The 19,049-nt window shown below is 64.8% G+C and carries 21 protein-coding genes and 1 tRNA gene; 9 read left to right on the top strand and 13 right to left on the bottom strand.

The features are described from left to right. Positions 1–6: 6 nt before the first annotated feature. The 5 genes from Q0897_RS05370 to Q0897_RS05390 all read left to right on the top strand — a co-directional run bounded on the left by Q0897_RS05370 (position 7) and on the right by Q0897_RS05390 (position 5,764). Positions 7–972 (top strand): phytoene/squalene synthase family protein, encoded by a 966-nt coding sequence (locus tag Q0897_RS05370; RefSeq protein WP_299308051.1) that lies wholly within the window; start codon positions 7–9, stop codon positions 970–972. Further along, positions 969–1,532 (top strand): thermonuclease family protein, encoded by a 564-nt coding sequence (locus Q0897_RS05375; protein ID WP_299308052.1) that lies wholly within the window; start codon positions 969–971, stop codon positions 1,530–1,532. Before Q0897_RS05370 ends, Q0897_RS05375 begins: the two co-directional genes overlap by 4 nt. Positions 1,533–1,658: 126 nt before the next feature. Then, the gene (locus Q0897_RS05380) at positions 1,659–2,291 is read left to right on the top strand and encodes a hypothetical protein (protein ID WP_299308054.1); all 633 of its coding nucleotides are present in this window, start codon (positions 1,659–1,661) and stop codon (positions 2,289–2,291) included. 96 nt (positions 2,292–2,387) lie between these two features. Beyond that, complete coding sequence (locus tag Q0897_RS05385) at positions 2,388–5,219, top strand: ATP-dependent DNA helicase (protein WP_299308056.1); 2,832 nt, start codon at positions 2,388–2,390, stop codon at positions 5,217–5,219. Then, positions 5,216–5,764, top strand: a complete 549-nt coding sequence (locus Q0897_RS05390) for a histidine phosphatase family protein (protein WP_299308057.1) — start codon at positions 5,216–5,218, stop codon at positions 5,762–5,764. Before Q0897_RS05385 ends, Q0897_RS05390 begins: the two co-directional genes overlap by 4 nt. On the opposite strand, the gene Q0897_RS05395 is transcribed toward Q0897_RS05390, so the two are convergent. The 8 genes from Q0897_RS05395 to Q0897_RS05430 form a co-directional block, all read right to left on the bottom strand. Beyond that, positions 5,756–6,181, bottom strand: coding sequence for a MerR family transcriptional regulator (locus Q0897_RS05395; RefSeq protein WP_299308059.1), 426 nt, complete (start codon positions 6,179–6,181; stop codon positions 5,756–5,758). The genes Q0897_RS05390 and Q0897_RS05395 overlap by 9 nt on opposite strands. Further along, a complete protein-coding gene (locus Q0897_RS05400; protein ID WP_202085651.1) occupies positions 6,178–6,474 on the bottom strand; it encodes an integration host factor subunit alpha in 297 nt (98 codons plus the stop codon). Before Q0897_RS05400 ends, Q0897_RS05395 begins: the two co-directional genes overlap by 4 nt. An 86-nt stretch (positions 6,475–6,560) precedes the next feature. After that, positions 6,561–7,550 (bottom strand): beta-ketoacyl-ACP synthase III, encoded by a 990-nt coding sequence (locus Q0897_RS05405; RefSeq protein WP_299308061.1) that lies wholly within the window; start codon positions 7,548–7,550, stop codon positions 6,561–6,563. Beyond that, positions 7,547–8,629, bottom strand: coding sequence for a phosphate acyltransferase PlsX (gene plsX, locus Q0897_RS05410; RefSeq protein WP_299308062.1), 1,083 nt, complete (start codon positions 8,627–8,629; stop codon positions 7,547–7,549). The genes Q0897_RS05405 and plsX overlap by 4 nt, the downstream gene beginning before the upstream one ends. A gap of 32 nt (positions 8,630–8,661) precedes the next feature. After that, positions 8,662–8,841 (bottom strand): 50S ribosomal protein L32, encoded by a 180-nt coding sequence (rpmF, locus tag Q0897_RS05415; RefSeq protein WP_202085655.1) that lies wholly within the window; start codon positions 8,839–8,841, stop codon positions 8,662–8,664. Between the two features lie 189 nt (positions 8,842–9,030). Further along, the gene (locus tag Q0897_RS05420; protein ID WP_366519904.1) at positions 9,031–9,675 is read right to left on the bottom strand and encodes an MBL fold metallo-hydrolase; all 645 of its coding nucleotides are present in this window, start codon (positions 9,673–9,675) and stop codon (positions 9,031–9,033) included. 118 nt (positions 9,676–9,793) lie between these two features. Continuing rightward, on the bottom strand, positions 9,794–10,264 hold the full coding sequence (locus Q0897_RS05425; protein WP_299308066.1) for a VTT domain-containing protein: 471 nt from the start codon (positions 10,262–10,264) through the stop codon (positions 9,794–9,796). Between the two features lie 128 nt (positions 10,265–10,392). Continuing rightward, a complete protein-coding gene (locus Q0897_RS05430) occupies positions 10,393–11,082 on the bottom strand; it encodes a S24 family peptidase (protein WP_299308068.1) in 690 nt (229 codons plus the stop codon). Between the two features lie 113 nt (positions 11,083–11,195). On the opposite strand from Q0897_RS05430, the gene Q0897_RS05435 reads away from it, so the two are divergent. Both Q0897_RS05435 and Q0897_RS05440 read left to right on the top strand, forming a co-directional pair. Beyond that, positions 11,196–11,396, top strand: coding sequence for a hypothetical protein (locus Q0897_RS05435; RefSeq protein WP_236672223.1), 201 nt, complete (start codon positions 11,196–11,198; stop codon positions 11,394–11,396). Then, positions 11,386–11,766: a hypothetical protein gene (locus tag Q0897_RS05440; protein ID WP_299308069.1), complete on the top strand. Its 381-nt coding sequence runs from the start codon at positions 11,386–11,388 to the stop codon at positions 11,764–11,766. Before Q0897_RS05435 ends, Q0897_RS05440 begins: the two co-directional genes overlap by 11 nt. A gap of 16 nt (positions 11,767–11,782) precedes the next feature. Here the strand turns inward: Q0897_RS05440 and cysS are convergent, their stop codons facing one another. Next, the gene (cysS, locus tag Q0897_RS05445) at positions 11,783–13,258 is read right to left on the bottom strand and encodes a cysteine--tRNA ligase (protein ID WP_299308071.1); all 1,476 of its coding nucleotides are present in this window, start codon (positions 13,256–13,258) and stop codon (positions 11,783–11,785) included. 225 nt (positions 13,259–13,483) lie between these two features. On the opposite strand from cysS, the gene Q0897_RS05450 reads away from it, so the two are divergent. Beyond that, on the top strand, positions 13,484–14,428 hold the full coding sequence (locus Q0897_RS05450; protein WP_299308072.1) for a sulfotransferase: 945 nt from the start codon (positions 13,484–13,486) through the stop codon (positions 14,426–14,428). Between the two features lie 19 nt (positions 14,429–14,447). Here the strand turns inward: Q0897_RS05450 and Q0897_RS05455 are convergent. Beyond that, a tRNA-Tyr gene (locus tag Q0897_RS05455) sits at positions 14,448–14,533 on the bottom strand. A 157-nt stretch (positions 14,534–14,690) separates the two neighbouring features. On the opposite strand from Q0897_RS05455, the gene rlmB reads away from it, so the two are divergent. Then, entirely contained in the window at positions 14,691–15,506 is an 816-nt protein-coding gene (gene rlmB, locus Q0897_RS05460) for a 23S rRNA (guanosine(2251)-2'-O)-methyltransferase RlmB (protein ID WP_299308073.1), read from the top strand. Between the two features lie 79 nt (positions 15,507–15,585). Here rlmB and Q0897_RS05465 read toward each other — a convergent pair whose 3' ends face one another. From Q0897_RS05465 to Q0897_RS05475, 3 genes are all read right to left on the bottom strand, one after another. Then, entirely contained in the window at positions 15,586–15,858 is a 273-nt protein-coding gene (locus tag Q0897_RS05465) for an HU family DNA-binding protein (RefSeq protein WP_202085661.1), read from the bottom strand. 265 nt (positions 15,859–16,123) lie between these two features. Continuing rightward, positions 16,124–18,565, bottom strand: a complete 2,442-nt coding sequence (gene lon / locus Q0897_RS05470) for an endopeptidase La (RefSeq protein ID WP_299308075.1) — start codon at positions 18,563–18,565, stop codon at positions 16,124–16,126. Positions 18,566–18,668: 103 nt separating this feature from the next. Continuing rightward, entirely contained in the window at positions 18,669–19,013 is a 345-nt protein-coding gene (locus Q0897_RS05475) for a YbaB/EbfC family nucleoid-associated protein (protein ID WP_299308076.1), read from the bottom strand. Between the last annotated feature and the right edge of the window lie 36 nt (positions 19,014–19,049).

Raw genomic sequence — 19,049 nt, forward strand, 5'->3', positions numbered from 1 at the left:
GGACGCATGGTTACCATAGCGGCGCGATCCGAGCTTGTCGCGCATGCCGCGGATACGATCGCGCGCGGCTCGACAAGCTTTGCGGTGGCCAGCCGCCTGTTCGGGCGGCGGGAGCGGGAGCGCGTATGGCTGCTCTATGCCTGGTGCCGGGCGTGCGACGATCTCGCCGATGCGCAGGACATGGGCGGCGCGCTCGGCGATCAAAGCAATCCGCACGAACGGCTCGCCACCATCCGTCAGCGCACCGCATTGGCGTTGCAGGGGGTGGCGACCGGCGATGCCAGTTTCGACGGGTTCGGCGTGGTGGCGCGCGAATGCGGGATCACCGCGGCCGATGCCGATGACGTGATCGCGGGCTTCGCTCTCGACAGCGAGGACTGGCGCCCCCGGACCGAGGCCGACATGATGCAATATTGCTATCACGTCGCGGGTGCGGTGGGGGTGATGATGGCGCTGGTCATGGGGGTGCCGCGTTCGGACGAGGATACGCTCGACCGCGCATGCGATCTCGGCCTCGCGTTTCAGCTCGCCAATATCGTGCGCGATCTGTGGGAGGATGATGCGGCGGGGCGGTGCTATCTCCCCATCGAATGGCTGGTGGAGGCGGATATTCCGCCGGGACAGCATATGAAGCCGCATTACCGCGCCGCTCTCGTCGATCTGGTCGCGCATGCCTGCGCCATCGGGCGCTGTCACGAGGCGTCGGCACGGGTCGGCGCCGGGCGGCTGCCGTTCCGGGCGCGCTGGGCAATCCTGTCGGCGACGGGGATTTACGGCGACATCGCACGCATGGTCGAAAGCGCAGGACCGAACGCATGGAACGCGCGGGTGCACACCGGTGCACTGAGCAAGGCAGGCTGGGTCGCAAAATCGGTCGTCGCGGCCATGCGGCCCCCGCCGCGCGATTGCGGCGAGACGGCGCGTGGCCGGCTGTGGACCCGGCGGCAACTGGCGGAAAGGGCGCGGGGATGATGGGGAACCGGCGCCAGTCGCGCTATGCGAAGCGCAAGCCCGACATCGCGTTCTGGCCTGAAAAGCGGCGCCCGAATTACGGGGCGTGGATGGTGGTTGCGGCCTCTGCGGTCCTGATCGTGCTCGGGCTGTGGCTGCGGTTCGATCCCGGCCTGTTTTCGCCCGCACGCCCCGAACAGGTCGCGTCCCCTGCGCCCGGCCCTGCCGACGATCTGCGCCAGCAATTCGTGATGTGCGACGGCCCGGCGCGCACCAATTGCGTGGTCGATGGCGACACGTTCTGGATGGATGGGGACAAGATCCGGATCGCCGACATCAACACGCCGGAAACCAGCACGCCGGAATGCGACGCGGAGCTGGCCCTTGGCGAGCAGGCGACGCTGCGCTTGCAGGAATTGCTCAACGCCGGTCCGTTCAGCCTCGCTCGGATCGACCGCGATACCGACATGTACGGGCGCAAGCTGCGCATTGTGGAACGCGGCGGGACATCGCTCGGCATGATCCTGGTGCGCGAAGGGCTGGCGGAGGAGTGGCAGGGGCACCGTTCGGGCTGGTGCTGAACCCCGGTACCGAACCGCTGTTCTGAACCCTTGCGTAGCGCGGCGTTAAGCGGGCGTTCGCTTTCGCCTCTTAATTTAATGCGTGAAAAGCACGGAACGCTTTTCGTCGCTGGCGTTGATATTGACATGAGCGTATCTGTCCAACTGCACGAGATCACCGGCGCGAACGACGCCGAGGAAGCATTCATCCGCGAATCGGTCCGGCTCCTGCGCGAAGCGGTGTCGATGCCCGGCTTCGGCGCCAGCGTCCGAAAGGCCGATTACGGCGACACGCAGTGGAAGGGCGCGCATGGCTCCGTCCGCCGCCTCACCGGCGAGGAGATCTGGCAACGCGTGCAGATCGGGCAGGAAGCCGGCGTGACCGGCGACCACACGCTCAACCTGTCCATCGCGGTCGTGGATCTGCCCGGCCCGGACAGCAACAGCGACGGTCCACCCGTCATCGGCGCGACCGAGCTTGGCACGCTTCCCATCCGCACCGCGCGCTGGTTCCTGTCGCAATGCATGATCGCCGGGGACCATGTGAACATGGCCGCGCATCTGATGCATCAATGGATGCACGTGTCGGGCTTCGTCCATGGCGCGGACGGGCACGACAGCCGCGATGCCCCCGCCATTCTGGGCCGGTTGGTCCGCCGCGCGCTCGAATGGAATTACGGCGACAGGATCGATGCCGAAATCACCGCCATGTTGATCGGCGGGCACACTGGCTGTTCATGCAAATTGCCAGCCGAGAAAACGCAGACGGCCATCGCCTGATCGGGCGCGGCCTTTCGGCATGGGCCTTCGCGCGATCAACGGGTTTCGCGCGCTGCGCCGTTTCATTCTGGCGTGACGCCGCCTATGTTGGGGCGAATGTCCGCCCCCCTTCCCCCTGATACCACCGGCCTCGCCGATGCGCTGGCCCTGCCGGCCCTGCATGCGAGCCATTCGGGGTGCTGGCTCGCCTCGCGCGACGGCGAGGTGCGCGGTCTTTCGCGGGGTGAGGCGATCATGGCGGCGGCGGAAACACCGCTGCTGATGCTGAATGCGCCGCTGGTGGCGAGCCGGCTCGGCTATCCCGAATTGTCGGGGCTGGATCTGCTCGAACTGTTTGCCTTCGTTCACCCGGCCCGCTTCATGGTGCCCACGCCCCGCGGGCTGGCCGAAGTTCTAGGCCTCGCCATTCCGCACGACGAGGCCGAAGTGCCGCATCTGCTCGCCCGTGCGGCGGGTGTGCTGTTCGCGCAGGTGGAGGCGGAGGACTGGATCGAGCGGCCCGGCGCGTGGAGCACGCTGCAATCGCTGTCCCGCCTGCGCTGGCCCTGGGCGAGCCTTTTGGCCCCGCATGTCCGCCGGCCCGAGCGCGCCGAGCCCTGGCTTTTTGCAAAGCTGCCCGAATGGGAGGAGCGCCCGCCGCGCCCGCAACCGGCGCATGTCGCCATTGCGGAGGATGAGGTGACCGCTCGGCTCGACCAGCTCACCGGCGAAGGGTCCGAACGCCGCGAGGGGCAGCGCGAATATGCCTGTGCCGCGGCGCGCATTTTCGCACCCCGGCCCGAAGTCGGCCAGCCGAACATGCTGCTCGCGCAGGCCGGGACGGGGGTGGGCAAGACGCTGGGCTATCTCGCGCCCGCCTCGCTCTGGTCGCAGGCGGCCGGCGGCACGGTGTGGGTGAGCACCTATACGAAGGCTCTCCAGCGTCAGCTCCGCCGGGAAAGCCGCCGCGCATGGCCCGATGTCGATGCGGGCGAGGCGCGCGAAACCCCCGCCGTCGTCGTGCGGAAGGGGCGGGAAAACTATCTCTGCCTGCTCAATCTGGAGGATGCCTTGCAAGGCGGCTTCGCAGGCCGCCCCGGCATTTTCGCACAGATCGTCGCGCGCTGGGCCGCGTTCAGCGAGGACGGCGACATGGTGGGCGGTGATCTGCCCGGATGGCTGCCGACCTTGTTCCGGCGGCGCGGCATGGCGGCCGTGACGGACCGGCGCGGCGAATGCGTCTATGCCGGGTGCCCGCACTACCGCAAATGCTTCATCGAGCGCGCCGCCCGCCAATCCGCGCATGCCGATCTCGTCATTGCCAATCACGCGCTGGTCATGGTCCACGCCGCGCGTGGGTCGGGCAATGGCGACGAACGCGAGGGGCAGCAGCGCCCCGCCCGCATCGTGTTCGACGAAGGGCACCATCTGTTCGATGCGGCCGATTCCACCTTTGCCGCCGCCCTGTCGGGGAGCGAGGCGATCGAGATGCGCCGCTGGGTCATCGGGCCGGAGGGCAAGTCGAAGGGCCGCCGCCGGGGCCTTGCCGCGCGCCTCTCCGACGTTGCGAGCTATGACGATGCGGGCGATGCGGCGATTGGCAAAGCGCGCGAGGCCGCCGACCTGCTGCCCGCCGATGGCTGGCTTTCGCGCATTGCGGAGGGCGAACCGTGGGGCCCGATCGAACGTCTGCTCGCTGCGGTGCGCACGCTGACCTTCGCCCGCGATGCGAGCGCGCAGGACGCGGGCTATGGCATAGAAACCGAAGTGACCGATCTCGACGCTGCGTTCATCGGCGCGGCGAGCGATGCGAAGGATGCGCTGGCCCGCCTGCGGCAACCGTTGATGGCGCTGTCGGCCCGGCTGGAAGCGATCCTCGCCGATCCGCCCGACTGGCTCGATGCTCAGGGGCGGCAGCGTATCGACGGGGCGCGCCATTCGCTGCGCTGGCGGATCGACACGCTGATCGCGTGGGAGGCGATGTGTGCGCGCATGGGCGGTCCGGTGGATGCGGACTTCGTCGACTGGTTCGCCGTGGAACGCGCTGAGGCGCGCGAATTCGACATCGCAATTCACCGCCGCTGGCTCGATCCGATGCGGCCGTTTGCCCGCACCGTGCTGGAACCCGCGCATGGCGTGATGCAGACCAGCGCCACGCTATGCGATCGGCAGGAGGACGGACCCGACTGGGCGCGCGCGCTGGAACGCTCGGGCGCGGTGCAGCTCGGCGTGGCGGCTGCGCTGACCGAGGCGGCAAGCCCCTTCGATTATGCCAGGCAGGCGCAGGTGATCATCGTCACCGATGTGAAGAAGGGCGATATCGCCGGCCTTGCCGCCGCCTATGGCCGCTTGATCGAACACTCGCGCGGCGGCGTGCTGGGCCTGTTCACCGCCATCCGCCGGTTGCGCGCGGTGCATGCCCGCATCGCCGATCGGCTGGCGCGCGGCGGGCTGCCGTTGTTTGCACAACATATCGACCCGATCGACACCGGAACGCTGGTCGATATTTTCCGCGACGATCCGAAGGCCAGCCTGCTGGGCACCGATGCGCTGCGCGACGGGGTGGACGTGCCGGGCGAATCGCTGCGGCTGGTGGTGATGGAGCAGGTGCCCTGGCCCAAACCGTCGATCCTGCACCGCGCGCGCCGCGCCGCCCACATGGTGCCGGGTGCGAAGAGCGGCGAGAAAGGCGGCAAGCAAGCCTATGACGATGCGATCGTGCGCGGCCGGCTGGCGCAGGCATTCGGGCGGCTCATCCGCAGCCGTGCCGATTCGGGGGCATTCGTCGTGTTATCGCCGGCTTTTCCGTCGCGGCTGTTGTCGGCCTTTCCCGAAGGCACGCCGGTTTCGCGGGTCACTCTGGACGAAGCTTTAAAAATGTTAGACAGCCGTGTTTCGGACAGGGACATTTCCGGTCACGAGCCGGGTGTAGAGGAAGAAGCGGTTTGAAGATCATCGGTCTGTTGCGGCATGCCAAATCCGAAGACCACCAGCCGAGCGGTCGGGATTTTGATCGCGGGCTCAATGCAAAGGGCCGCCGGGCCGCTACCGTGATGGGGGCGCATATCGGCACGCGTGGTCCGGCCTTCGACCGTATCGTCGCCTCACCGGCGCAGCGTGTGCGTGAAACGCTCGATCTCGCGCTCGATGCGATGGGGCGGCGCGCGCCGGTCGACCGGGCGGAGGATCGCCGGCTCTATCTCGCCACCTCCGAAGTGATCGCGGAGGTCGCCGCCGAGATGGGCGGGTCGTGCGATTCGCTGCTGATCGTTTCGCACAACCCGGGGCTGGAAGATTTCGTACTCGACCACGTTCCCGACGATGCCGGCAATGCCATGCGCGATACGGTCGCGGTGAAATATCCCACGGGGGCGTTCGCCGTTCTGGAATTCGATATCGACGATTGGGCCGACCTGCCCGATGCGAAGGGGAGGATTGTCGCGCTGACGCGGCCCCGCGATCTCGACCCCGCGCTCGGCCCCGATCTAAACTGAGATGTCGGCGGGCTTGGTCTCGTCCGTGATCTGAGACAGCGTTTCGCGAATCGCGCGCAGACGCGTCAACATTTCCTCGTCGCTCATCATGCCGGGACGCTCGCCGCGTGGGGGTGCAGGACGCGCCTCGGCCGCGGTCGTCGCGGCCGGTTCGGGCTCGGCCAGCGCCTTTGCCGCGCCGCGAATCGTGTAGCCTTCGTGGTTGAGCAGGCGATCGATCCTCTGCACGACCGCGACGTCCTCAGGCCGGTAATAACGCCGGTTCCCGCTGCGCTTGATCGGCGCGAGGGCGGAAAACTGCGTCTCCCAATAGCGCAGGACATGCGGCTTTATCGAAAGCGCGGACGCCACCTCCCCGATCGTGCGGAACGCCTGCGGATCCTTTCCATCGTCAAACAGATCGTCACTGTTTTTCATCGTGCGCTTATACGTTCCTTGAGAAGCTGGCTGGCACGGAAGGTCATGACCCGGCGCGGGGTGATGGGAACCTCCACCCCGGTCTTCGGATTGCGGCCGATTCGTTCGCTCTTGTCGCGAAGAAGGAATGTCCCGAACCCGGAAATTTTGACGTTTTCCCCCGAATGCAGCGCATCGCACATCAAGCGCAGGATCGCCTCAACCATGTTGAGCGATTCCGCACGGCTAAGCCCCTGCTTGCGGTGGATAATATCGGCAAGATCGGCGCGGGTCAGAGTTCCGGCTGATCGCATCGGCATTTCCTTTGTATAGAAGCGACCCTGGAAGAACCCTTACATTATCATAGGTTATCAATTTGACGTCAAGCGACGTAGGGAATTTACACCCGAAGCAGGCTCGCCCCCCAGGTGAAGCCGCCGCCCATCGCCTCGAGCATGACCAGATCGCCCGATTTGATTCGCCCGTCGCGCACCGCCACGTCATAGGCCAGCGGTACGCTCGCCGCCGACGTGTTCGCGTGGATGTCGACCGTCTTGATCACCTTTTCGGGCGGAAGCGAAAGCTTTTTCGCCGTCGCGTCGAGGATCCGGGCATTGGCCTGATGCGGCACCACCCAGTCCACCTCGGCCCCCGTCATCCCCGCATCGTCCAGCACTTCGCGCAGGACGTGCGCCAGGTTGACGACCGCGTGGCGAAACACCTCGCGCCCCTTCATCCGCAGCTTGCCGACAGTCCCCGTCGTCGACGGACCGCCATCGACATAGAGGAGCGAACCATGCTCCCCATCGGTATGCAGCCGCGTCGCGATCACGCCCGGCGCGGATGCGGCATCCGCCGCAGCGACGTCGCGCGCTTCGAGCACGAAGGCCCCCGCGCCATCGCCGAAGAGCACGCATGTACCCCGGTCGTCCCAATCGAGAATGCGCGAAAACGTCTCTGCGCCAATCACCAGCGCGCGTTTCGCCATCCCGGTTTTCAGCATCGATTCGGCCGTGCCGAGCGCATAGAGAAAACCCGAACACACCGCGGCCACGTCGAACGCAAAGGCATTCTTCGCGCCGATTTCATGCTGCACCCAGCTCGCGGTGGAGGGAAACGTCTGATCCGGCGTGGCGGTGGCCAGCACGATCAGGCCGATGTCATCCGGCTCCACCCCGGCGGCGGCCATGGCCTTGCGCGCGGCCTCTGCGGCGAGCGTGCCGGTCGTCTCGCCATCGCCGGCGATATGCCGCTGCCGAATCCCGGTGCGCTCCACGATCCACGCGTCGCTGGTATCGACGGTCTCGGCAAGCTCGGCATTGGTGACGCATCGCGCCGGAAGCGCGGAGCCACATCCCAGCACGATGGCGCGGCGGATCGTGTCGGTCATCGTATGTCGCTGCCTGCGGACGGGGCGGTTTCGCCAGCCGCCGGCATGCTGCCCTGCAGCGCGGCGCCCTCGGCAAGATCGGCCGTGATGCGTTCAGTCAGGTTTTCCTCAAGAAGGCGCGCGGTCACCGCGACCGCATTGGCCACGCCCGCCGCATTCGCATTGCCGTGGCTCTTCACCACGATGCCGTTGAGGCCCAGGAAAACGGCGCCATTGTGATTGTTGGGATCAAGATGATGCTTCAGCAATTCGGTCGCCGGGCGGCTGATGAGAAAGCCGAGCTTCGAGCGCAGCGAACTTTGAAAGGCATCCTTCAGAAGGTCGGTGACGAAGCGGGCCGCACCCTCCACCGCCTTCAACGCGATATTTCCGGAAAAACCGTCGGTGACGACGACATCGGCGCTCCCGCGGGCGAGCTTGTCCGCCTCGATGAAGCCGTCGAAACTCAGCGCGAGAGTCTGCGAGGCCTCGCGCAGCTTTTCCGATGCGCCGCGCAGGGCATCGGTGCCCTTGATCTCTTCGGTCCCGATATTGAGCAGGCGCACCCGCGGTTCGGCAAGGCCGGTCGCAATGCGCGAATAGGCCGCGCCCATGATTGCGAACTGCACCAGGTTGCGGGCATCGCATTCCGTGTTCGCGCCGAGGTCGAGCATGACGAGATCGGTGTCGCCCAGCGTAGGCAGCAGCGCCGCAAGCGCCGGCCGGTCGATCCCCGGCATCGTGCGCAGCGACACCTTCGCCATCGCCATCAGCGCGCCGGTGTTGCCGCCCGACACCGCGGCCCCGGCCTCGCCGCTTTTGACCGCGGCGATCGCCATCCCCATCGAGGTACGGCGCGCCCGGCGCAGCGCCTGCGTCGGGCGTTCGTCGCCTTCGACCTGCTCCGGCGCATGGAGGATTTCCGACGCGTCGCGCAGGTTGGGATGGTGATCGAGCGCAGACTTGATCTGCGTCTCGTCGCCGACGAGCAGGAACTTGAAACGGTCGTGACGACGGCGGGCCAGTGCCGCGCCTTCGATCATGACACGCACACCCACGTCGCCGCCCATCGCATCGACGGCGATACGCGGCAAGCTCATCGAACTATCTCCCGGTTGCGAGTCGCCAGACGTCAAAGGCCGACGGAAACGATCTCACGCCCGTTGTAATGGCCGCATGCGTCGCAGAGATTGTGGGGACGCTTCAACTCACCGCAATTGCCGCACTCGTGATACGCGGCAGGCTTGAGCGAATCGTGCGCGCGGCGGTTGCCACGGCGATGCGGCGATACTTTTCTTTTGGGGACAGCCATTTCGGCACCTGTGTTAAATCATGAATAAGACAATTGCCGATGCCCTAGGCGAAGCATGACCGGACCACAAGGGGTGTCCCACAGGCGGTCGGCCAGACAGTCGCATCGGTTACGGCGAAGGCGCGCGCTATACCGAATTGTGCACGATACGCAAGGGCGTGTCGTCACCCGCCCGCAACATGCGCGTCCTCAACCGGCCATCGCGACATCGCCGACAAACGGATTCGTCCGCCGTTCCTGACCGAACGTGCTCACCGGACCATGGCCGGGAATGAACGTGACATCATCGCCCAGCGGCCATAATTTGCCCGTGATCGCATCGAGCAGATCCTGATGACTGCCCATCGGAAAATCGGTGCGACCGATCGAACCCTTGAACAACACGTCGCCGACGACGGCAAATTGCGATGGCGCGTGGTAGAACACGACGTGGCCGGGCGTATGTCCGGGACAATGGATCACGTCGAGTGTCAGCGCCCCCAGCGTGACGGTATCGCCATCGTGCAACCACCGGTCGGGCTCGAAACACGTACCCCGCAGCCCATATCTCCCGCCATCCTCCGGAAGCCGGGAAATCCAGAACCGGTCGGCCTCCTGCGGCCCCTCGATCGGCAGGTCCAGCTCCTGCGCCAGCAGCGCCGCCTCGCCGCAATGGTCGGCATGGCCATGGGTGATGAGGATTTTTTCAAGCGTCACGCCCGCCTTCGCCACGGCGGCCTTCAACCGGTCGAGATCGCCGCCCGGATCGATCAGCGCGCCCTTCATCGTCTGTGTACACCACAGAAGGGAGCAATTCTGCTGCAACGGCGTCACGGGGAGGATCGCGGCCCGCATGGGAGGCTCGGCCTTTGCGGGCGGCGTGGATTGCGGCGTGTCGTCTGTCATGCGCGGAATGTGGCCGCCGCTTCCCGCGAATGCAAGGCAGACGGGAGGCGCAGACAGGCGCGGGCGTTCAGATCACCGAACCGGCCGCCGCGGTCATCGCGATGGCGGGCAGGAAGCCGATCATTGTCGCAAAGGCGAAGGAACGGTGATTCAATGTGCTGAGCGCGCTGGCGCCCGTCACCAGGAAATGGGGTGTACCGGCAACGCGCAGGCCGATGATGTAGAGAAGGCCCCGCCGCTCGAACTGCCGCTCGAACCCGTCGAGCCGGTCGCCGAGCCGGTCGCGAACACGTGCCCGCATGCCATGCCGGGTGACCACGAACAGGATATGGCTGCCGAGCAAGGCCCCCAATGCGACGATCAGCCCGCCCTGCCATCCGCCGAGCAGCGCGGCGGAGGAAAAGGTCGCCGGCAGGATCACGCCCGGAACGCAACATGCGACGAGCGCCGTCGTCCCGACGAGGAAAATGATGGCGAGCATGACGGGATCCTGCACGAACCGCGCCCATTCCATCAAAATTTCCGTCAAGCCGTCCACGATTCGTCCCTCATCACATGACTATAGCATGAAGGACCGGTTGGTTCCCCCGCATATCGCCCGTTCGAACCAATCTCGCGCCGAAAGGTTAAAAAACAGGCACTGCGCTCCGGTCGCACCCCGCGCGATCAAACCCGCCCGCCTTTCCACACCACCCGGCCGATCACCTCGATCTCGTCGAGCGGAACGCCATGTTCGGGCGGATAGGCTGCATTGTCCGAAATGATCGAGACCCGGCCCGGCGGGTTGAACTGCAACCGTTTGACCAGAAGCGTATCGTCGCGGCGCAGCACGTGAATCCCGTCGCGGATCCGGGCGAGATCCCGATTCACGAGGATTTCGTCGCCATCCGAAAGGGTCGTCTCCATCGAATCGCCCGCCACGGTAATCGCGTTCAGCGTCTGGCTCGACAATCCCAGCTCGCGCAGCCACGCGGCGGAAAAGGACAATTGCCCGACCGGCGATTCCTCGGCCGAAAACGCCCCCGGCCCCGCCGACGCACCAAGCGGCAAGCGCGGGATCTGCACCCATTTGAACGCACCGCGAATCGCGGCCCCCGGCCCCGCCGCCGGAGCACTCACCGCCTTGGCGTAGGATTTTTCTTTCCCGTCGGAGCCGCCAAGCTCCTCCTCGGCCACGCCGAAGAATTCCGCGAGGCGGCGGCGGTCATTTTCCTCCAGCTTCCGCGGGCTTCCCTTGCGTATGAATTGCTGAAGATAGCTCGCATTGCGCCCGATCAGCCGGGAAAGGGCCGCAAGCGTGGTGCCATTGCTTTCCGCCAGGGCCAGAAGCCGGGCGCGTGTCGGGTCGTCGATCATTTTTCCTATGTAATCGAAAGTTTTTTCCTAGACAAGTAGGATTTCTTTTTAGATCAAAAGGATATTCCCAAGGCGAATCACCGTAATCTTGGGGTCGCAGAATGGAGGTTAGGTTGCTGATTCGGGACATCGAGAAATTTCTCCGCCGCACCGGAATGCCGGAAACGAAGTTCGGAAGGCTCGCCGTGCGCGATCCGCGTCTGGTCGTCGATTTGCGCAATGGTCGCGAACCGCGTCGTCGCACGATAATGCGGGTGGAACATTTCATGAACAAATACATCGCCAAGGGTGGGGAGACGCAGCATGTCCTATGAAATGCCAATCCTGACCAAGAGCTTCGATTTCAAAAGGACCATGGCCATGCGCTCCAAACGCACGCCGGGCGAACGGCTCGCGGCCGCGGTGCTGGACCTCGCGGAAAACGAAGGGCGCATCGTCGTCCACTCGCAGCGTCCCTGGGCCAGCATCACCTTCACCGGATCGCGCCACACCATGAGCCTCGCCTTTACCGGCGTCCACGCGGTGGAGGCGGGCGAACGCTTCGTCGCCAGCCTGGCCGATCACGAGTTTTCGATTCCCCGGCACCTCGTCGCCGATGCGGAGGTCCGCTCGGTCGAGCACAGCCTGCTGCCCGAACCCCGGCTCTGCGTGGAAATCGAGGTGCTGCTGCTCGACGAGGGTTGAGCGGGGCCGGCGGCGATCAGCCGGGCTGCCACTCCCAGCCCAGCGGATCGCCGTCCATCACCTCGACCCCCTTGGCGGCCAGTTCGTCGCGGATCGCGTCGGAGGTCGCAAAATCCTTTGCCGCCCGTGCCGCCTTGCGCCGGTCCATCGCCGCCTCCACCTCGGTTTCGTCGAGCTGTGCGGATTGGGGACGGATCCGGAAATCCTCGCGCGCGAGCAGGGGCAGGCCCAGCACCGCCATCATCGCGGCGACAAGCGCGGCCTTCTCCTCCGCCGGCACTTTCTTCGCCGTCACCGCCTCATCCAGCACGGTCAGCGCGACCGGCGTGTTGAGATCGTCGGCCAGCGCGGCATCGAACCGGTCGAGCAGGGCGCGCAACCTGGCATTGTCGATCGCGAGATCGGCCATCACCGCGCCCGACGCGACTGTTTCGCCGCTCGCGCCGATTGCATTGCGCGCACCCGTCAAAAGCCGCTTCACCCGCGTGAGCGCCGCCAGCAGCCCGTCCCAGGAAAACTCCAGCTCGCTGCGGTAATGCGCCTGCAGGCACATCATGCGATAGGCCAGCGGGTGATAGCCCCGATCGCGCAATAGTTTCAGGCGCAGGAATTCGCCCGAGGACTTGCTCATCTTTCCCGTCCGGTCGACGAGGAAATTGTTGTGCATCCAGATTTTCGCCCCCGAATGCACCGCCTCGTCCAATCCGCCGCAGCCGCAGAACGCCTGATTCTGCGCGATTTCGTTGGGGTGGTGGATTTCGCGGTGGTCGATGCCGCCGGTGTGAATGTCGAAGGGAAAGCCGAGTACCTGCCCGCTCATCACGCTGCATTCGAGATGCCAGCCCGGCGCCCCCCGGCCCCATGGCGAATCCCATTCCATCTGGCGCGTTTCGCCGGGCGGCGTCCGGCGCCAGATCGCGAAATCGGCGGCGTTGCGCTTGCCTTCGACCGCGTCGATGCGCCCCTCGCCCTCCTCCGTGACGGCGCGGGCCAGGCGGCCATAATCCGCGACGCTGGCGGTATCGAAATACAGGCCGCTGTCGATTTCATAGCAATGCCGGTCCGCGATGGATGTCGCAAAATCGATCATCGCGTCGATGTAGTCGGTCGCGACGGTCCATTCGGCGGGCTGCCGGATATTGAGCGCGTCGACATCCGCCTTGAACGCATCGGTATAATGGCGCGCAATGTCCCAGATCGACTGTGCCCGCTCGCTGGCCGCCTTTTCCAGCTTGTCCTCGCCCGCATCGGCATCGTCGGTCAGATGGCCGACATCGGTGATGTTGATGACATGGGTCAGCCGGTAACCGCGCCAGCTCAACACCCGCCCCAGCGTGTCGGCAAAGACATAGGCACGCATGTTGCCGATATGCGGGTAATTATAGACCGTCGGGCCGCAGCTGTAGACCCGCGCCTCGCCATCATGGACAGGTGCGAAAGGCTCGGGCTTGCGAGTGAGCGAATTGAACAGGGTCAGGGGCGCATGGGTCATGTCTCGTGCCTTACCGGCGCGTCGCCATGGGTCAAGGCGTCGCGCCGCGGCGCGCATCGGACCATTGTCGCCAGGATTCGCAAAACGCCAATCTTTCGCATTATGCATCGGTTATTCGCAGCATGCCATGAAAGCTTCGGAGCATGAACCCGCTGTTTTGCGCCCTTTTGCAACCTGGCACGTTCGTTGCGCAGCATCTCGCCTATCCGAGCGAAAGGACAGAGCGTGACGCAATTCCCGAATTTCCTCATCGTCGGTGCCGCAAAATCCGGCACCACGGTTTTTCACCAATGGTTGAGCCGGCAATCCGCAATCTTCACGGCCCCGGTCAAGGAACCTCACTTCTTCTGTTTCGAAGGGCGAAACGCAGCGACGATCGGAACCCATGTCGACCCCCACTACGCAGCGGCGATGACATTCGAGCAGACCGATTACGAACGCCTCTTCGCCGACGCGCAGGACCACCAGCTTAGGGGCGAGGCTTCTTCGGGCTACCTCTACTTTCCCGGCGTCGCGCGCGCCATTCGCAGGAGAAATCCCGATGCGAAAATCGTTTTTCTCCTGCGCAACCCGGTTGAGCGGGCGTACTCGCAATTCATGCATCACGTGCGGGACGGATACGAACCGCTGCGCGATTTCACCGACGCGCTCTGCGTCGAAGGGGATCGCATCGCGCGCGGCTATTGGTGGGGTTACCATTACCGGGCGGGCGGGATGTATGCGCGCCGGATACGCGAATATCTCGATGTGTTTCCCCGCGACAACCTGAAGTTCATCCTGTTCGACGATCTCGTCCGGCGCCCCGAAAGCGTGCTTCGCGAAACGCTCGAATTTCTCGGCGCGCCCTATGATTGTCGGCTCGACCTGACGGCGCGGCGCAATTGCGCATCGGGAATGAAACGGGTGCCGCGCTATTGCTGGCACGCACGGATCGCAAGCGAGCATCGCGGTATTGCCCGGATCATGGAACGCGTCGGACTTTCCCCACAGAGCGAACGTTGCACCGTCCCGGCCCCGCCATTCGATCCCGGCCTGCGCCGCATGCTCCTGCACAGCTTCAGGCCCGACATGGAAATGACGGCCGAACTCATCGGCCGCGACCTGTCGCATTGGCTGTATGATCGGCGGGATGCAATGACACCGAATCGCCGCGAATTGCGCGCCGCATGAGAGCTTGATGGAACGGCGGTGGTGGACAGGGCTGGATTCGAACCAGCGTACGCTTGCGCGGGCAGATTTACAGTCTGCTGCCTTTAACCACTCGGCCACCTGTCCACACCGGTGCCGTATCGATGGGGCGTTTGCCCCTTCAAAAGCGACGAACCGCAAAGGTCCGTCCGGCCGAGAGGCGCACCCTTTGGCGAAGCTGCGCTTGCCTGTCAACAGGCAGGCTGGCACAGGCGGCGCACAAAACGGAACGAGGCGCGAGAACATGGCAAAAAAAGGCGAGAAAAAAGCACTGCGCGGACGCGCCGGCCGGATGCAGGGCGGACGCGGCAGCGGGCGCGCATCGAAAGGGGCGGTGCGCTTCTGGGGCCGGCACGCGGTCGCCGCGGCGCTGGCCAATGAGAATCGCACCATCCTGAAACTGTGGGGCACGCGCGAGGCGATCGACGCCATGCTCGAAGAGGAGCAGATCGAGCTTCCGCAGGACGTGCGCGTCGAATATGCGCAGAATACCGACATGGCGCGGCTGGTCGCCCGCGATGCGCCGCATCAGAACCTGGTGGTGGAATGCGATCCGCTCGACGATATCTTCCTCGACGATGTCGCATTGGGAGAGCCGGGCGCGCCGATCGTGGTACTCGACCATGTGACCGATCCGCATAACGTGGGCGCGATCATGCGATCCGCCGCCGCATTCGGCGCGGCCTGCATCGTGACGCAGGACCGGCACGCCCCGCCCGAATCGGGCGTGCTTGCCAAATCGGCATCGGGCGCGCTGGAAACCTTGCCATGGGTGCGCGTGGTCAATCTCTCGCGCGCGCTCGATGATCTGGCGGAGGCCGGATATTGGCGCATCGGGCTCGACGGCGATGGCGAGGCCACGCTTGCCGACGCGCTGACCACCGGGCCGGTGGCTCTCGTACTCGGCGCAGAGGGTGACGGGTTGCGCCACAATATCGGGCAGCATTGCGACCAGATCGCGCGTCTGCCGATCGCGACTGCGGTGGAAAGCCTGAACGTGTCGAATGCCGCGGCGATCAGCCTCTATGCCTGTGCGATGCGGGACTTGCCCGAAAACTGACGCCGCGGATTGCGCGCAACGAAAAACCGCGCGAGGGCCGGTGCCCTCGCGCGGTTTTCATGTGCGATGAACGCGCGTCTTAGTTGACGGCGTCCTTCAGGCCCTTGCCGGCCTTGAACTTCGGCTGGGTCGAAGCCTTGATTTCCATCGGCTCGCCCGTGCGCGGATTGCGGCCGGTCGATGCCTTGCGCTCTGCGACCGAAAACGTGCCGAAACCGACGAGGCGCACTTCGTCACCCTTGGCGAGCGCCTCGGTGATGACGTCGAAAACGCTTTCGACTGCCTTGGTCGCGTCGTTGCGCGACAGGGCGCTGGCATCGGCAACCTGGCTGATCAGCTCGTTCTTGTTCATGGTTCGAAAACCCCCTTGTATGATTGGCTAATAAAACTCGTGACCCTAACGGGCGGCTCGATAATGAATCGCCCCTAAGACGCACGGAATGGAGCGGTTTTCGGCCAGCGTGTCAAAGGCAAATCCGCGCCAAAGCCGCGGAAAAGATGCGATTTTGGATCCGTTTGCGGCAAAGAGGCGCCATCGGGCCACACCTCACGCGAAATACCGCGATGCAGCATTGTTGCCACATCGCGGTATTATCGTTCGCGGTAAAAACCGAGCTTTAATGCGCGGTGGGCACCGTTCCGGCCGTACCGATCGGCGCCGGCTGACTGGCCAGATCGTCCGCCTCGCTCCAGTCGATCATCTCGGTCGGTTCGGCCAGGGCGCGGGCCAGCACCTCGTCCACATGCGAAACCGGGAGGATTTCGAGCCGCTCGGTAATGTTCGACGGGATTTCCACCAGATCCTTGCGGTTTTCTTCGGGAATGAGAACGGTGGTGATGCCGCCGCGCAACGCCGCCAGCAGTTTTTCCTTCAACCCGCCGATGGCCAGCACGCGGCCGCGCAACGTCACCTCGCCCGTCATGGCGACATCCGCGCGCACGGGAATCCCGGTCAGCGTGGAAATGATCGAGGTGACCATGCCGACGCCCGCGCTCGGCCCGTCCTTCGGCACCGCACCTTCGGGAAGGTGGATGTGGATGTCCTTGCGCAGGAAGATCGACGGCTTGATGCCATAGGCGGGCGCGCGCGCTTTCACGAAACTGAAAGCCGCCTGCACGCTCTCGTTCATCACCTCGCCCAGCTTGCCGGTCGTGCGGACCTGTCCCTTGCCGGGCACGGTGACGCTTTCGATGGTCAGCAATTCGCCGCCCACCTCGGTCCAGGCGAGGCCGGTGACCGCGCCGACCTGGTTCTCCTCATCCGAAACGCCGTGGCGGAATTTGCGCACGCCGGCAAATTCGCCTAGGTTTTCCGGCGTGATGGTGATGCTTTTCATCTCGCCTTCCAGGATCTTTCGCAGGCTCTTGCGCGCCAGCCGCGCGATCTCACGCTCCAGCGTGCGGACCCCGGCCTCCCGCGTGTAATAGCGGATGAGATCGCGCAGGCCTTCCTGAGTCAGGGTGAATTCCCCTTCGGTAAGCCCGTGCTGCTCGACCTGCTTCTCGATCAGGTGGCGCTCGGCAATCTCGACCTTCTCATCCTCGGTGTAACCTTCGAGGCGGATGATCTCCATCCGGTCGAGCAGCGGCTGCGGCAGGTTCAGCGAATTGGCCGTGCACACGAACATCACGTCGGAGAGGTCGTAATCGACCTCGAGGTAATGATCCTGAAACTTCGCGTTCTGTTCGGGGTCCAGCACCTCGAGCAGGGCCGAGGCCGGATCGCCGCGGAAATCCTGCCCCAGCTTGTCGATCTCGTCGAGCAGGAAGAGCGGATTGGATGCGCCTGCCTTCTTCAGATTGGTGACGATCTTGCCCGGAAGCGAGCCGATATAGGTGCGGCGATGGCCGCGAATCTCGGCCTCGTCGCGCACACCGCCCAGCGACTGGCGCACGAACTCGCGCCCCGTCGCACGCGCGATCGAACGACCAAGCGAGGTCTTGCCCACGCCCGGCGGCCCGACAAGGCACAGGATCGGCCCCTTCAGCTTGTTGGTGCGTGCCTGCACGGCGAGATATTCGACGATCCGGTCCTTCACCTTTTCCAGCGCGTAGTGATCGGCGTCGAGCACCTCCTGCGCCTTGGCGATGTCCTTCTTGACCTTGGATTTCTTGCCCCACGGCAGGCCCAGCAGCACGTCGAGATAATTGCGGATGACGGTGGCCTCCGCGCTCATCGGCTGCATCGCCTTCAGCTTCTTCAACTCGGCATTGGCCTTCGCCTTCGCCTCCTTGGATAGCTTCGTCTTTTCGATCTTCTCGGCCAGTTCGGACAGCTCGTCGCCATCCTCACCCTCGCCGCCGAGCTCCGACTGAATCGCCTTCAATTGCTCGTTGAGGTAATATTCGCGCTGCGTCTTCTCCATCTGCCGCTTCACACGGCCACGGATGCGGCGCTCCACCTGCAACACGCCGAGCTCGCCTTCCATGAAGGACAGCCCCATCTCCAGCCGCTTCACCGGGTCGCGCTCGGTCAGCATCGCCTGCTTGTCGCTCACCTTGGCGGCGATGTTCGCGGCGACCGCATCGGCGAGCCGCGAGGCATCGTCGATCTCGGCAAGCTGTTCGCCCGCATCGGCCGACAGCTTCTTGTTCAGCTTCGCATAATCGTCGAACTGTTCCATCACCTGGCGCATGAGGGCGGCGACCTCGCTGCCCGATGCGGTGATCTCGTCGAGCACCTCGACCTCGGCGCGGACCATGGTGCCGGTATCCTCGACCGCGTTGAGCGCCGCGCGTTCCTGCCCCTCGACCAGCACGCGAACGGTGCCGTCCGGCAGTTTCAGCAATTGCAGCACGGTCGCGACCACGCCCATGTCATACAGGTCGTCCGCCGCCGGATCGTCGCAGGCCGGATCGATCTGCGAGACCAGCATGATCTGCTTGCCCGATGCGTTTTCATCCTCGTCGGCGTCGTCCGCATCGGGCGCGGCCATCGCAGCCTCCAGTGCGGCGACGGATTTTTCACGTCCGACGAAAAGCGGCACGACCATGCCGGGAAATACGACGATGTCGCGCAAGGGTAGAAGCGGGTAGGAACTCATCCAGATATTTTCCATTCAGTGGCGCTTACGCCAATCGTCCGGCGCGCGCATTACGATCCGCATCCAATATGGTGCAGTATCGCGCGGGTGCAACCACGGCGGGGATCCCCGCCCGCGATCAGAGACCGAGCTTGGAAAGGTCGAAGCCCGGCGGCAGGCCGGCCTGCGACTGCACCTTCTGCATCTCCTCGTTCGCGCGGGCGTCGGCGCGGGTCCGGCAATCGTTGAAGGCGGCGGTGATGAGATCCTCCAGCATCTGCTTGTCCTCCTTCACTATCAGGCTGTCGTCGATCGACACGCCCAGGATGCGGCCCTTCGCCGTGCTGCGGATCTTGACCATGCCGCCGCCCGACACGCCCTCGACCTCGATATTGTCGAGCGTGGCCTGCGCCTCGTTCATCTGCTTCTGAATCGTTTCAGCGGCCTGCTGCGCGGCCTGGATCATTTCTTCCATCGATTTCATCGTCTGGCTCCTGTCGTGCCTGTTATCGGGTCAATA

It is taken from the genome of uncultured Croceicoccus sp. (genome assembly GCF_947496385.1).
In the GTDB taxonomy this organism is placed as follows: domain Bacteria; phylum Pseudomonadota; class Alphaproteobacteria; order Sphingomonadales; family Sphingomonadaceae; genus Croceicoccus.

What these genes read in the sequence shown, in the direction of transcription:
- Q0897_RS05380 (WP_299308054.1), top strand. Translation starts at nt 1,659, where the DNA reads ATGAGCGTATCTGTCCAACTGCACGAGATCACCGGCGCGAACGACGCC.
- Q0897_RS05420 (WP_366519904.1), bottom strand. Translation starts at nt 9,675, where the DNA reads ATGCGGGCCGCGATCCTCCCCGTGACGCCGTTGCAGCAGAATTGCTCC.
- Q0897_RS05440 (WP_299308069.1), top strand. Translation starts at nt 11,386, where the DNA reads ATGTCCTATGAAATGCCAATCCTGACCAAGAGCTTCGATTTCAAAAGG.
- Q0897_RS05385 (WP_299308056.1), top strand. Translation starts at nt 2,388, where the DNA reads ATGTCCGCCCCCCTTCCCCCTGATACCACCGGCCTCGCCGATGCGCTG.
- rpmF (WP_202085655.1), bottom strand. Translation starts at nt 8,841, where the DNA reads ATGGCTGTCCCCAAAAGAAAAGTATCGCCGCATCGCCGTGGCAACCGC.
- cysS (WP_299308071.1), bottom strand. Translation starts at nt 13,258, where the DNA reads ATGACCCATGCGCCCCTGACCCTGTTCAATTCGCTCACTCGCAAGCCC.
- Q0897_RS05395 (WP_299308059.1), bottom strand. Translation starts at nt 6,181, where the DNA reads ATGAAAAACAGTGACGATCTGTTTGACGATGGAAAGGATCCGCAGGCG.
- Q0897_RS05370 (WP_299308051.1), top strand. Translation starts at nt 7, where the DNA reads ATGGTTACCATAGCGGCGCGATCCGAGCTTGTCGCGCATGCCGCGGAT.
- Q0897_RS05405 (WP_299308061.1), bottom strand. Translation starts at nt 7,550, where the DNA reads ATGACCGACACGATCCGCCGCGCCATCGTGCTGGGATGTGGCTCCGCG.
- Q0897_RS05375 (WP_299308052.1), top strand. Translation starts at nt 969, where the DNA reads ATGATGGGGAACCGGCGCCAGTCGCGCTATGCGAAGCGCAAGCCCGAC.
- lon (WP_299308075.1), bottom strand. Translation starts at nt 18,565, where the DNA reads ATGGAAAATATCTGGATGAGTTCCTACCCGCTTCTACCCTTGCGCGAC.
- Q0897_RS05430 (WP_299308068.1), bottom strand. Translation starts at nt 11,082, where the DNA reads ATGATCGACGACCCGACACGCGCCCGGCTTCTGGCCCTGGCGGAAAGC.
- Q0897_RS05465 (WP_202085661.1), bottom strand. Translation starts at nt 15,858, where the DNA reads ATGAACAAGAACGAGCTGATCAGCCAGGTTGCCGATGCCAGCGCCCTG.
- rlmB (WP_299308073.1), top strand. Translation starts at nt 14,691, where the DNA reads ATGGCAAAAAAAGGCGAGAAAAAAGCACTGCGCGGACGCGCCGGCCGG.
- plsX (WP_299308062.1), bottom strand. Translation starts at nt 8,629, where the DNA reads ATGAGCTTGCCGCGTATCGCCGTCGATGCGATGGGCGGCGACGTGGGT.
- Q0897_RS05400 (WP_202085651.1), bottom strand. Translation starts at nt 6,474, where the DNA reads ATGCGATCAGCCGGAACTCTGACCCGCGCCGATCTTGCCGATATTATC.
- Q0897_RS05475 (WP_299308076.1), bottom strand. Translation starts at nt 19,013, where the DNA reads ATGAAATCGATGGAAGAAATGATCCAGGCCGCGCAGCAGGCCGCTGAA.